This is a genomic window from Ectothiorhodospiraceae bacterium BW-2 (assembly GCA_008375315.1).
Taxonomy (GTDB): Bacteria; Pseudomonadota; Gammaproteobacteria; order Thiohalomonadales; family Thiohalomonadaceae; genus BW-2.
Genome location: CP032507.1, coordinates 613,805 through 626,823, shown reverse-complemented (window position 1 = coordinate 626,823; position 13,019 = coordinate 613,805). Strand labels below are relative to the sequence as shown.

Sequence of the window (13,019 nt, the reverse complement as noted above, 5' to 3'; positions counted from 1 at the left end):
GCTATCGACTGGTCACTCTTCTTGAGTGGGTTGCTCTCGGCAACCCTGCTCCCCGGTAGCTCCGAGCTACTGCTGCTCTATCGACTGCAAAGTGGTGCGCCACCTTGGTCGCTGCTACTGAGCGTGACGGCCGGTAATGTCATCGGCAGTGTGATCACCTACGGCATGGGGCGAGGGGGCTATCAACTGCTACAGCGGCGAGTTGCTGAACTCCAGCGAGCAGAGCGGTGGTTTCAGCGCTGGGGCAGTGGCGTAGTGCTCTTGGCCTGGCTACCGGTGGTGGGTGATCCGATCTGTCTGGTGGCTGGTCTGTTACGACTGCCATTGGTGACCTTTTTACTCTGGGTTACCTTGGGGAAGATGGGACGCTATGCGGCGCTAATCGTCGCCGAACAGTGGCTGACGATGAGCTAAAAATGATCTCTTTTTCTCTTGAAAAAGGGGGCGGCCTGTTCTATATAGTTGGGTGTGAGATGCTCAGGTGAGGCTCACACAATCTGTTCTAAACCTATTGCTCAACAGGAGGATATAACCATGAACAGCTTCGATTTAACACCGCTGTTTCGTACCGCTATCGGCTTTGACCACCTCGCTTCGATGCTCGAAAGTGCCAATCGTCGTGAGAGTGGCGGCTACCCCCCCTACAACATCGAACTGGTGGATGAGGATCAATATCGCATCACCATGGCGGTTGCAGGGTTTGCCGAACATGAGCTGGAGCTAGAGGTCGAAGGCAATGCGCTAAAGGTGAGTGGCAAAAAGGGGATAGATGAGGGCAAAGAGAAGCGCTATCTACACCACGGTATCGCCTTTCGCAACTTTGAGCGCCAGTTCCAGCTCGCTGATCATGTTGAGGTCGTTGCCGCCTCAATGGAGGCTGGCCTGCTCAATATCGATCTAAAGCGGGTTGTGCCCGAGGCGCTTAAGCCGAGAAAAATTGCCATTGAGGCAAGCCGTAGCGACGATTCTCGCCTAATTGAGGGGCTGAAAGAGGCCGCCTAAACGGCTGTTGTCGTTACCGGTTCGGGATTGAGGGGGGCATTGCCCCCCTCTTTCGGTAGCATTCAATCCAAATGGGTCTATAATAGAGGCTATACGGTGCAAGCGCCGATTTTTTAACTGTTGCAATGTTAGTTTTGAGGTAAAGCGTCATGGAAATTAATCGTTCCTCCCTAGCGAGTGTGCAGACTCTGCCGATCGCTCCTCTCTCCGCCCCTTCCGGGGTCGATGCGGTTACCATTGCGCCTAATAGCAGCAGTCGTTCCAATCAGCCACAAAATCTGAACCGTCCGGCAGATATCGATCCTAATCTGCTCGACTACGGTGCCGCACTTCAGATTGCCCGATCAACGATGACTAGCGCTCTGCAGCCGCCGCCCACACAGGGAGGAGCCGATGGTACCGATTTTAGCTCTCGTCCTCCACCCCCGCCCACTGCGACCGGAGTTGATAGGGGCTCTCAAGGACAAAATTCACAAACGGTAGCGATTCAGACCTACCAAGCCAATCAGGAGCAGTTTTCAGCGGCTGCACTCCTTTCAGGACAGCAGCTACAACCGCGCATAGATGCAGTGGTTTAGCGGTAACGCTGGTGTCAAGTAAAGCTAGGGCAGCGCGGCTTCTGTTTTGTGCCCCGTAACGAGGGCGGTAGCGTGGTGCTCACCACCTATGGCCGCAGTAGCGGTTTCTGTATCGATCCGATTGAAAAAAACCGCTCAACCACTTTCTGCCCGGAACGGCGACTCTTAGCTTCGGTACGGCCTCAAGCGCGAACTGTGGCTAAACAGAGTGGCCTCTCCTCGGTACAGATTGGGGAGTGAGGTTTAAGGGTCTATGTACTTAACTATCGACCTACACAGCCACAGTAGCGCCTCCGACGGTAGCCTCTCACCGACGGAGTTGGTGACGCTGGCGCACCGTTTAGGAGTGAGAACACTGGCGCTAACCGATCACGATGAGCTAAACGGCTTGGCAGAGGCGGCTGGGGCGGCTCGGTTGGTTGGGATGGAGCTGGTCTCGGGGGTGGAGATATCGGTTAGTTGGGAGCGGCAGACGATCCATATTGTCGGTTTGGGAATCGATCCGGAGAGTGAGGCGTTGCAGCAGGGGTTGGTGAGGTTGCGTCAGTTTCGCCACTGGCGTGCCGAGGAGATGGGGCGACGCCTAGATAAACAGCAGATTGGCGGTATCTATGAGCGGGCGGCACGACTGGCGCAGGGGCGGATTATTAGCCGCACCCACTTTGCGATGGCGCTAGTCGAGAGGGGGTATGCAAAACAGGTCGGCGAGGTCTTTCGCCACTTTTTGCGTGCCGGTAAGCCGGGCCATGTCGCGGGCGAGTGGGCCGAACTGAGCGAGGCGGTGGGCTGGATTCGGGCCGCCGGAGGGGTTGCGGTCGTGGCCCATCCGGCCCGTTATTCGCTAAGTCGGGCTAAACTTTGTCGTCTGTTTGAGGCCTTTATTGACGCCGGAGGGGAGGCGATAGAGGTGGTTTCTGGTAGTCAAAGTGCAGAAGATGCTGCACGCTTAGCCCCATTAGCGTTAAAATACCGTCTTTACGCCTCGGCCGGTTCCGATTTTCATAGTGAAGATCGTCCTTGGCATCTGTTGGGTCGGTTACCACCTCTGCCCAACACCCTGCAACCGGTATGGCAACTGTTGGAGCTCGACTCTGCATCCGCAGGATAACAGAGCAGCGCCTTGACTCTTCACCCTCTGCATTCGGAACCTACCCCTGTGAGCCAATTTTTTCAGATCCATTGTGATAACCCCCAACCCCGCCTGATTCGGCAGGCCGCCGCTGTGGTGGTGGAGGGGGGGGTTATCGTCTATCCTACCGATTCGGGGTATGCGCTCGGCTGCCGCTTAGGAGATAAGGGGGCGTTAGAGCGGATTCGGACTATTCGTCGCGTCGATGATAAACACCATTTTACCCTAGTTTGCCGTGATCTCTCCGAAATCGGCACCTATGCTCGCGTGGAGAATAGCATCTATCGGCTGTTAAAGGCGGTGACCCCCGGCCCCTACACCTTCATTCTACAGGCGACTCGCGAAGTGCCGCGCCGAATGATGCACCCGAAGCGAAAGACGGTCGGGCTGCGAGTGCCCTCTAACCCGATTGCGCTGGGGTTACTACAGGAGCTCGGTGAACCGCTGTTAAGCTCGACTCTCATCCTGCCGGGGCAGAGTGTGCCTGAGTCTGATCCCTACGAGATTCGGGCGACGCTGGAGCATCAGGTCGATCTGATTATCGATGGGGGGTATGGCTCACTAGAGCCCTCAACGGTGGTCGATCTAACTGAAGAGGTGCCACAGATTATGCGCGTTGGTCTGGGCGCTACCGAACCGTTTGAGGTGGAGTGATGGAGGAGCTATCGCTGCTGCAACGAGTCGCTGTCTGGGTGGTGCCGGTGGTGCTGGCGATTACGGTGCATGAGGTGGCTCATGGCTGGGTAGCTAAGCTGTTGGGGGATAAGACGGCTATGATGCTGGGGCGGTTAACTCTCAATCCGGTTAAACATATCGATCCGTTAGGAACCGTTGTGGTGCCAGGCGTGCTGCTAATGTTGGGCGGATTTATCTTCGGCTGGGCTAAACCGGTGCCGGTCACCTGGGAGAATTTGCGCCGTCCTAATCGCGATATGGCGCTGGTGGCACTCGCGGGGCCGATGGCCAATCTGCTGATGGCGCTCGGATGGGCGCTGCTCATTCTGCTTACGGCGCTATGGAGCCGCTCCATTAATGGGGTGACACTGTTTCTGTTCTATCTTGGGGTAGCGGGAATTTTAATTAATGCGGTGCTGCTGGTGCTGAATATGTTACCGCTGCCGCCGCTGGATGGCGGGCGGGTTCTTACCGCCATATTGCCAGGCCCGTTGGCCTATCGCCTGTCGTTGATTGAGCCTTATGGCTTTGTGATTCTGTTAGGGCTGCTGATTACCGGCCTTTTAGGGCAGATTCTCAATCCGGCGGTACAGGGGGTGATCTCGTTGCTCGTTTTAGCGACTGGGATTTCGGTCGAATCGTTTCAGCTGCTACTCTATACCCTGCTCTAGTTGGGGCGAGGGTCAATCCACTATTTAACGAAATTAACGGGGAGAAGTGTGTCTAATCAAAGAGTGTTATCGGGTATGCGCCCTACCGGAAGTCTCCATTTAGGACACTATCACGGTGTGTTACAGAACTGGATTAAGTTACAGCATGAGTATGAGTGCTTCTTCTTTGTCGCCGATTGGCACGCTCTAACGACCCACTATGAGGAGAGCGCTACGATTGAGCAGCATGTGTGGCAGATGGTGATCGACTGGCTGGCGGCGGGGATCAACCCCGGTTCGGCTAAGCTATTTGTGCAATCCCATATACCCGAACACGCGGAGCTGCATCTGCTGCTGTCGATGTCCACTCCACTCAGTTGGCTAGAGCGGGTGCCGAGCTACAAAGATCAGCAGGAGCGGTTAAAAGAGCGCGATCTAGCTACCTACGGCTTTTTAGGCTATCCACTGCTACAGAGCGCCGATATTTTGATCTACCGCGCCCACTGGGTGCCGGTTGGTGAAGATCAGGTGGCTCATGTCGAATTGACGCGAGAGGTGGCGCGGCGCTTTAATAATCTCTATGGCCGAGAACCCGACTTTGAGGCGTTCGCTGAGGCGGCAATTAAGCGCATGGGCAAAAAGAGTGCTAAGCTCTATGTGTCACTGCGGCGAGCTTGGAACGAGCAGGGCGATGGCGAAGCGCTAGAGAAGGCTAAGGCGCTGCTCGATGATCAGGGGCACATTACCTTAGGAGACAGAGAGCGGCTATTCGGCTATCTGGAGGGATCGGGCAAGATCATTTTGCCTGAACCGGAGCCTCTCTTGACCGAAGCGCCAAAAATGCCGGGGCTAGATGGACAGAAGATGTCTAAATCTTATGGTAATACGATTTCGCTGCGAGAGTCGGCGGCGGCGATTGAGGCTAAAGTGCGCAAAATGCCGACCGATACCCAGCGAGTGCGCCGCTTAGATCCGGGGGAGCCGCAGCGCTGTCCGGTCTGGCAGCTACACCAGATCTACTCTGATACTAGCCGTTGTGACTGGGTATTGAATGGCTGCCGCTTAGCCGAGATCGGCTGTCTCGACTGCAAACAGCCGCTGATTGAGGCGATTGAGGGGGAGCTGCGTCCGATTCGCGAACGGGCGCGGGAGTTAGAGGAGTCGCCGCAGATAATTCGCAATGTCATTATGGAGGGGAGCGAAGCGGCTCGCAGCGTTGCCCAAGCGACTCTGAAAGAGGTTAAGCAGGCGATGCGGCTCAACTACTAGCCCGACTCACCCTTGACGATGGGAGATGAGAACGAACTGACCAAAGAGATTCGAGTCAGGGGGGAGCCGTTAAAGGAGCTCCCCGCCGATCTCTTTATTCCACCCGATGCGCTGCGGGTCTTTTTGGCGGCGTTTGAGGGGCCGCTCGATCTGCTGCTCTACCTTATTCGCAAACAGAATATCGATATTCTCGATATTCCACTTGCGGCAATTACCGAGCAGTATATGCACTATGTCGAGCTGATGCAGGAGTTAAAGATTGAGCTAGCGGGCGACTATCTGGTGATGGCGGCGCTACTAGCTGAGATCAAATCGAGAATGCTGCTCCCTAAGCCGGTGACTCTCTCGGAAGAGGAGGAGGCCGATCCGCGCCTAGAGCTAATACGGCGGCTCCAACAGTATGAGCAGTGTAAACAGGCGGCTGAGGCGCTAGATGAGCTGCCTCGGCAGGAGCGCGACTGTTGGCAGGTTGATATCGCCGTTACGGCGCTGCGGCAACACCGTCCTCAGCCGCAGGTCGAACTCGCGGAGCTGTTAGCGGCGATGCAGGGGCTGCTGCTGCGATCAGAGCTCTTTAGCAGCCATCAGGTGCAACGAGAGCCGCTCTCGATACGGGAGCGGATGGGTCAAATTCTAGACCGAATCGGTCGCGAACAGTTTACCCCTTTTGGCGAACTCTTTACCCTCGCAGAGGGGCGGCGCGGTGTGGTGGTCACCTTTATGGCGCTACTAGAGCTGCTAAAACAGGGGCTTATTGAGCTGATTCAGGCCGACACTTTTGCCACCCTATTTGTCCGCAGCCGATGATCCCCACGACGGAACAGATTGTTGAAGCGGCGCTCTTTGCGGCCGATAGAGCGCTCTCACTTTCCGAGCTGCAACGGATATTTAACGATCCGATCCCATCACAAGAGGAGCTGCGCCAGCTACTGGCCCGACTACAGCACCACTACGATGGGCGGGGGATCGAGCTGGTGGAGGTGGGGAGCGGTTTTCGCTTTCAGACCCGCAGCGAACTCTCCCCCTGGGTAAGTCGGCTGTGGGAGGAGCGACCGCCGCGTTATAGTCGGGCGCTGTTAGAGACATTGGTGCTTATCGCCTATCGCCAACCGATAACTCGGGGGGAGATCGAAGAGATTCGGGGGGTAGCGGTGAGCAGCCAAATCATTAAAACCCTACAAGAGCGTGAGTGGGTGCGGGTGATAGGGCACCGCGAAGTTCCGGGACGGCCGGCGCTATTGGCAACAACAAGGCAGTTTCTGGACTACTTTAACCTTAAATCACTAGAACAGTTACCGCCGTTACAAGAGCTGCGTTCGCTAGAGGAGATCGAGCGCCATCTTGATAGAGTACTCGTCGAAGAGCAGCAGGAGCAGAGAGAGCATGAGTGAAAAACTACATAAAGTGATGGCCAACTACGGCCTAGGATCGCGACGGCAGATGGAGGCGTGGATCTGTGACAATCGGGTAGCGGTCAATGGCCGACCCGCCTCGCTAGGGGATCGGGTGGAGCCGAGTGATCGCATTGCCGTCGATGGTAAGGTGATTAATCCGAAACGGGACGATGATCGCCAAGCCCCACCGACACGGGTACTTATCTACCATAAACCGGTAGGCGAGGTGACCACCCGTAGCGATCCAGAGGGGCGAGCGACCATCTTTGTCAATCTGCCGCCGATTAAGCGGGGGCGCTGGATTACCGTCGGCAGGCTCGATATCAATACCGCTGGGCTACTGCTCGTTACCAATAGTGGTGAGTTAGCCCATCGGCTAATGCACCCCTCTTGGCAGATTGAGCGCACCTATGCGGTGCGAGTCTTAGGGCAGGTTGATAACGAGATGTTACAGCGGCTACAGCAAGGGGTAGAGCTTGAGGATGGTCAGGCCGCGTTTGCCTCGATTAAATCGCAACCGATTGAGACTGAGAGTGCGAATCAGTGGTTTCATGTCACGCTAAATGAGGGGCGTCGGCGTGAAGTCCGGCGGCTGTGGGAGAGTCAGGGGGTGCAGGTGAATCGGTTAATTCGTATCGCCTATGCCGGCGTAACTCTGCCGCGCTGGCTACGACCTAGCAAGTGGCATGAGCTTAATCAAAAAGAGTTGGCGGCGCTCTCTCAGCGGGTGGAGCTTAGCTATGAGTCAGCGCTAACGACGGAGGCGGGGGGGCGCGGTGCCCCCCCCGCCATCGAAAAAAATCGGCACCGACTCGGCGCAAAAGGGGTACAATCGCAAAATAGATTGCGGCTTGGATCGGTTTTAATTTGACTACAGGATTTGCACAATGTACAAAAACAAAAAATTTGGTCTCTCACAAAACCAAATTATCAGTATCTTGCGTCGCATTCCCCTGTTTGAAGGGTTGAGTGATCGTGAGTATGTCATCTTGACCGATTTTTGTCATGTGACGGCTGTCAATGAGGGAAACTACCTGTTCCATGAAGGGGAGTTTGGCTATGAGCTCTATGTGCTACTCGCCGGTGAGATGAGTATCTATAATAAAGCGCGGGGGAAACTCGGTTCGATGAAACCGGGGGATGTCTTAGGCGAGATGGCGGTCGTGCGCAAATCGAGTCGCAGCGCCGACGCGGTTGCCGAGCGCGACTCGTTACTGTTGCGAATTAAACGCATTGAGCTCGATCAACTAGTGGGTAAAGCGCCGCGTATTAGCTATATTATCGTTCTTAATATCGCCCGCTTAGTCTCGGAGCGACTTTTGGTGGCTAATAACATTAACGAAGATCCAGAGCAGGAGGAGCACTGGGACTATGAGCCGATTTCGGTGCGCTAGCGGGGGTGGGTGACGGCCGGTTTAGAGGTTAATAAGAGGCCCCTGTTACGGGTGGCGCAGCTAGCGCTGCTCCACCTCACTAGGATCGAACTACAGCTCATGCCGGGGCAGATCACCTTCTTAACTGGCGCGTCGGGGAGCGGCAAGTCGCTACTCCTAAGAGCGCTGGTTGATCTACAGCCGTTTAGGGGTGATATCTGGCTGCAAGGAGAGGCGGTTAACAGTATGAGCCCGATGGCTTGGCGACGACAGGTCGGGCTACTACCGGCTGAATCGCACTGGTGGTTCGATTCGGTGGGGGCGCACTTTCAAACTTGGCCTACTGAGGCGCTAAAGCAGCTCGGTTTAGACTATCTTACCCCAGAACATAGTGTTGCCGACTGCTCTACCGGAGAGCGGCAGCGGCTGGCGCTGCTGCGGCTGCTGCAAAACTCGCCGCAAGTGGTGCTGCTCGATGAGCCGACCGCCGCCCTCGATCTGCAATCGACTCTGGCCGTTGAGAGCCGGTTAAGCGACTACTGTCGCGAGCAGCAGGCGGCACTGCTATGGGTCTCCCACACGCAGGAGCAGCTCGAACGGCTGGCCGATCACCACTACCATCTGCAAGATGGTCAGCTGGAGTGGCGCTTTTGAGTCCGGTGGTGCTTAGCTACTTTGATCTATTACTGGCTTCACTACTGGTCTTGGGGCTTGGAATCAGCTCATGGTTGATGCAGTTATCGCTGGAGCGGCAGCTCTTTTGGGCGGCGCTGCGTACTACTGTACAGCTTATCCTGATAGGCTATCTGTTAAAACTGCTCTTTGCCCAGCAGTCGCTGCTCTGGGTCGGTTTGATGGCGTTAGTGATGCTGCTGGTTGCCGGACGGGAGGTGTGGCGGCGACAGAGTTACCCCTTTCGCGGTTGGTATGGCTACGCGCTCGGCACGGTGGCGATGTTTCTCTCCTCGTTCTGCATTGCGCTATTGGCGCTACAGTGGATTATTCAGCCTGAGCCGTGGTATCTGCCACACTATGCGATTCCGCTCTTAGGGATGCTGCTTGGCAATACCATGAATGGTATTTCGCTGGCGCTTGATAGGCTCACCTCACGGGTGCGGGAGCAGCGACGAGTGGTGGAGGCGCGGCTGATGCTAGGCCAAAGTGGCATTGAGGCGATTGGCGATATTCGGCTAGAGGCGACTCGGGTTGGGATGATTCCGATGATTAATGCGATGGCAGCGGCTGGGATAGTTAGCCTACCGGGGATGATGACCGGGCAGATCCTGGCGGGAGTGGCACCGATGGAGGCGGTGAACTACCAAATTTTGATGATGTTTCTAATCACCGCCGGCAGTGGTTTTGGAACCCTGCTAGTGGTACGGTTGGCATCGCGACGGCTGTTCGATTCGCGCCAGCGGCTACGCCTAGATAGATTAAGGCAGCAACGCTGACATTAAAACCGATACTGTTGCAGCAACTCTTTTAACTGGCTCGCCTCTTTGAGCAAATTGTCGCTGTTTTGAGCCGATTGTAGGGCACCATCGGCCGTGCTAGCGGCAATTTGCTGAATATCGGCAATATTGTGGTTAATCTCAGTGGCGATAGCGGTCTGCTGCTCGGCAGCCGTGGCAACCTGATTATTCATATCCTTAATGGTGGCGATGGTGTGGGCGATCTCTTGCAGCGATTCGGCGGCATGATCGACCGAGTCGCGGCTGTCGTTAGCCTTCTCTTTTGAGACCGCCATCAGATTGACAACATCGCGTGCCCCCTGTTGTAACTGCTCAATCATGGTGCGAATCTCTTCGGCAGATTGGTGCGATTTGGAGGCGAGGGTACGCACCTCATCCGCCACCACAGCGAAGCCGCGGCCCTGTTCGCCGGCCCGTGCCGCCTCAATAGCGGCATTGAGCGCGAGTAGATTCGTCTGCTCAGATATCCCCTGTATGACCCCGAGCACACTACTAATGGCATCGACCTCCTGATCTAGCCTCTGCATCGCTTCGGCAGCCTGATTGACATCGTTACTCATTATCTGAATGCTGTGCAGCGCTTCGGAAGAGACTTGGGCTCCTCGCTGCGCTTCACTATTAGCCTGTTCTGAGGCGGTGGCGGTGTTTAAGGCGTTACTGGCGACCTCTTGCGCCGTATTGGACATCTCGTTGATCGATTGGGCGATTGTGTCGATATTTTGCTGCTGCTGCTGTACCCCGTGGGAGGTGTTCTCGGCGACACTGGCCGAATTTTGAGCCAGATTATGCAGCTCGGTGGTAGTATGGGCAATCGAGCTAAAAGTGTTGGCAATTTTCTGCATCATCTGGTTAAAGGTGGCGGCTAGCTGCCCTACCTCGTCACTACTGTTCTGTGACTGATAGTTTTGGCTTAAATCGTTGTCCTGTTCGACATGGAAGATAAACCGCTGTAGTTGGTGCAAGCGATTGACCACAAAGTGGCGCAGCAGATAGACCATGATGGCAAAGCCGATGGCAAAGATCGCTAGCAGAAAACCGGAGGTAGCGAGCAGGTTGTTAAACACTCGGTTATCGAGCTCATGCAATGAGTAGCTAACCCGAACCGCGCCGAGAATCGTCCCTTCAGCCACCGGATGGCAGGTGAGGCAGTTCGTGCCCCGATAGTCGCTCTCGGCTAAAACCGGATTGACCACGGTAATCACCCGTTCACCTTTAACCGTATGAATCTCATGCACCCGCTCCCCCTGTAGCGCACGATGCTCGAACTCATCTTGGGCGGTTTCGTGCGGCAGCCCGGGGCCATACATGGCGTTAATCGCTTCGGTACGAATAATCCGTGCCTCGACCACGCCGGGCCGTCCTAGGGCCTTGCTGCGAATCATCTCCCGATTGGCCATCGCGCCCGAGAGCATTAGGACATTAATGGCATCAAAATAGGCATCGGCGGTGTCAACCGTCTGCTGGGTGACGACATCCTCTATCAGTTGGTTTTGGCTGTGGGAGGAGTAAGTGATAGTGGTCAGTAGCACTAGCGCAAAAATAGCCGATAAGGCCGATACAATTTTGGCTTGGATAGAAAATTTTAATGAGTCTTGCTGGGGCATTATTATTCACCAAACTGGGGCTGTTAAGTCGGTAAAATAGTGGTCGAGGCAGAAGGTTACCAAATTTTACCCCTACTGTCCTATCTTCTTAGCGACAATCGTGACAAAAAAATTAAAATTTATCATCCGCTAGGCGGTTGTAAAATATTCGGATTGGTTCCGTTTTCGGGTAGAATGGCGCGGTTCGTGTTACAACTACGGAGAAGTTATGGCTCAATACATCTATACCATGAATCGGGTGGGTAAAATTGTTCCGCCTAAGCGGGAGATTTTAAAAGATATTTCACTCTCATTCTTTCCCGGTGCCAAAATCGGCATTTTAGGGCTCAACGGCGCCGGTAAATCGACCCTGTTGCGAATTATGGCGGGCGTCGATAGCGACATTGAGGGTGAAGCGAGGCCGCAAAAAGGGATTCAGGTTGGCTATCTACCGCAGGAGCCGCAGCTTGACCCCGATAAGGATGTGCGCGGTAATGTTGAGGAGGCGCTAGGGGAGGTGACCGAAGCGATGAAACGCCTCGATGAGATCTATGCCGCCTATGCCGAACCCGAGGCCGATTTTGATGCCCTAGCGGCAGAGCAGGCTAAACTAGAGAATCTTATTCAGGCGACCGATGGCCACAACATTGAAAGAACACTAGAGATTGCCGCCGATGCGCTGCGACTGCCGCCGTGGGAGGCCGATGTGACTAAGCTCTCTGGAGGGGAGCGGCGGCGAGTGGCGCTGTGCAAGCTGCTGCTCTCTAAACCGGATATGTTGCTGCTTGATGAGCCGACCAACCACCTCGATGCCGAATCGGTCGCTTGGCTAGAGCGTTTTTTGCACGACTATAACGGCACGGTGGTAGCGATTACCCACGATCGCTACTTCCTCGATAATGTCGCCGGCTGGATTTTAGAGCTCGATAGAGGGCGCGGTATTCCGTGGGAGGGGAACTACTCCTCTTGGCTAGCGCAGAAGGAGGCACGGTTAGAGCAGGAGCAGCGGCAGGAGCAGGCGCGTATTCGTACCATGAAGCAGGAGCTAGAGTGGGTGCGCTCTAACCCTAAAGGGCGTCACGCTAAATCGAAGGCGCGGCTCGCTCGCTACGAAGAGATAGCCTCTAGCGACTACCAAAAGCGTAACGAAACCAATGAGCTCTATATCCCCCCCGGTGAGCGGCTAGGGGAGCTGGTGATCGAGGCAAATGCGATTCGTAAATCGTTTGGTGATCGACTACTGATCGATAACTTGAGTTTTACTCTGCCCCGTGGCGGTATTGTCGGCGTGATTGGGCCTAATGGTGCTGGCAAATCGACCCTATTTAAAATGTTAGCGGGAGTAGAGCAGCCCGATAGCGGTGAGCTGCGCATGGGGGAGACGGTTCAACTGGCCTATGTCGATCAGTCTCGGGACGATCTGGATGCCAAAAAAACGGTGTGGGAGGAGCTCTCCGATGGCCTCGATCTAGTCACTGTCGGCAACTACACCCTCAACTCCCGCGCCTATATCAGCCGCTTTAACTTTAAGGGCAATGATCAACAGAAACGGGTCGGCGATCTCTCTGGGGGCGAGCGCAATCGGCTCCATCTAGCCAAGCTGTTAAAGCAGGGTGGCAATCTACTGCTACTCGATGAGCCAACCAACGATCTCGACATCGAGACACTGCGGGCGCTGGAGGATGCCATCTTAGCCTTCCCCGGCTGTGTGGTCGTTATTTCGCATGATCGCTGGTTTTTAGATCGAATCGCCACCCACATCCTCGCCTTTGAGGGCGACTCACAGGTGGTCTGGTTTGAAGGGAACTATGCCGACTACGAAGAGGATCGCAAACGCAGGCTAGGGGATGCCGCCGACACACCCCACCGCATTAAATATAAACCGCTGGCCTAA

The 13,019-nt window shown here is 55.3% G+C and carries 15 protein-coding genes and 1 pseudogene; 15 read left to right on the top strand and 1 reads right to left on the bottom strand.

The window, feature by feature from the left end; all coding sequences use genetic code 11:
- Window positions 1-3 precede the first annotated feature (3 nt).
- From D5085_02915 to fetB, 14 genes and pseudogenes are all read left to right on the top strand, one after another.
- On the top strand, window positions 4-414 hold the full coding sequence (locus D5085_02915) for a DedA family protein (GenBank protein ID QEP42179.1): 411 nt from the start codon (window positions 4-6) through the stop codon (window positions 412-414).
- A 120-nt stretch (window positions 415-534) separates the two neighbouring features.
- Window positions 535-1,002 carry a hypothetical protein gene (locus D5085_02910; protein ID QEP42178.1) on the top strand — a complete coding sequence of 156 codons (468 nt, stop codon included), beginning with the start codon at window positions 535-537 and terminating at the stop codon, window positions 1,000-1,002.
- A gap of 149 nt (window positions 1,003-1,151) precedes the next feature.
- Window positions 1,152-1,580: a hypothetical protein gene (locus D5085_02905; GenBank protein ID QEP42177.1), complete on the top strand. Its 429-nt coding sequence runs from the start codon at window positions 1,152-1,154 to the stop codon at window positions 1,578-1,580.
- Window positions 1,581-1,652: 72 nt separating this feature from the next.
- Window positions 1,653-1,762 (top strand): annotated as a pseudogene (locus D5085_02900) (AmmeMemoRadiSam system radical SAM enzyme).
- A 71-nt stretch (window positions 1,763-1,833) separates the two neighbouring features.
- Window positions 1,834-2,688, top strand: coding sequence for a PHP domain-containing protein (locus D5085_02895; protein QEP42176.1), 855 nt, complete (start codon window positions 1,834-1,836; stop codon window positions 2,686-2,688).
- Window positions 2,689-2,736: 48 nt separating this feature from the next.
- The gene (locus D5085_02890) at window positions 2,737-3,363 is read left to right on the top strand and encodes a threonylcarbamoyl-AMP synthase (GenBank protein QEP42175.1); all 627 of its coding nucleotides are present in this window, start codon (window positions 2,737-2,739) and stop codon (window positions 3,361-3,363) included.
- Complete coding sequence (locus D5085_02885; protein QEP42174.1) at window positions 3,363-4,055, top strand: site-2 protease family protein; 693 nt, start codon at window positions 3,363-3,365, stop codon at window positions 4,053-4,055. The genes D5085_02890 and D5085_02885 overlap by 1 nt, the downstream gene beginning before the upstream one ends.
- Window positions 4,056-4,118: 63 nt before the next feature.
- Window positions 4,119-5,303, top strand: a complete 1,185-nt coding sequence (locus D5085_02880) for a tryptophan--tRNA ligase (GenBank protein ID QEP42173.1) — start codon at window positions 4,119-4,121, stop codon at window positions 5,301-5,303.
- 18 nt (window positions 5,304-5,321) lie between these two features.
- Window positions 5,322-6,110, top strand: coding sequence for a segregation/condensation protein A (locus D5085_02875; GenBank protein QEP45025.1), 789 nt, complete (start codon window positions 5,322-5,324; stop codon window positions 6,108-6,110).
- Complete coding sequence (gene scpB / locus D5085_02870; protein QEP42172.1) at window positions 6,107-6,694, top strand: SMC-Scp complex subunit ScpB; 588 nt, start codon at window positions 6,107-6,109, stop codon at window positions 6,692-6,694. The genes D5085_02875 and scpB overlap by 4 nt, the downstream gene beginning before the upstream one ends.
- Window positions 6,687-7,568: an rRNA pseudouridine synthase gene (locus D5085_02865; protein QEP42171.1), complete on the top strand. Its 882-nt coding sequence runs from the start codon at window positions 6,687-6,689 to the stop codon at window positions 7,566-7,568. The genes scpB and D5085_02865 overlap by 8 nt, the downstream gene beginning before the upstream one ends.
- A gap of 16 nt (window positions 7,569-7,584) precedes the next feature.
- A complete protein-coding gene (locus D5085_02860; protein QEP42170.1) occupies window positions 7,585-8,091 on the top strand; it encodes a cyclic nucleotide-binding domain-containing protein in 507 nt (168 codons plus the stop codon).
- 99 nt (window positions 8,092-8,190) lie between these two features.
- Complete coding sequence (locus tag D5085_02855) at window positions 8,191-8,724, top strand: ATP-binding cassette domain-containing protein (GenBank protein ID QEP45024.1); 534 nt, start codon at window positions 8,191-8,193, stop codon at window positions 8,722-8,724.
- Window positions 8,721-9,521, top strand: a complete 801-nt coding sequence (gene fetB / locus D5085_02850; protein QEP42169.1) for an iron export ABC transporter permease subunit FetB — start codon at window positions 8,721-8,723, stop codon at window positions 9,519-9,521. Before D5085_02855 ends, fetB begins: the two co-directional genes overlap by 4 nt.
- A 2-nt stretch (window positions 9,522-9,523) precedes the next feature.
- On the opposite strand, the gene D5085_02845 is transcribed toward fetB, so the two are convergent.
- Window positions 9,524-11,146 carry a methyl-accepting chemotaxis protein gene (locus D5085_02845; protein QEP42168.1) on the bottom strand — a complete coding sequence of 541 codons (1,623 nt, stop codon included), beginning with the start codon at window positions 11,144-11,146 and terminating at the stop codon, window positions 9,524-9,526.
- A 208-nt stretch (window positions 11,147-11,354) separates the two neighbouring features.
- On the opposite strand from D5085_02845, the gene ettA reads away from it, so the two are divergent.
- Complete coding sequence (gene ettA, locus D5085_02840; protein QEP42167.1) at window positions 11,355-13,019, top strand: energy-dependent translational throttle protein EttA; 1,665 nt, start codon at window positions 11,355-11,357, stop codon at window positions 13,017-13,019.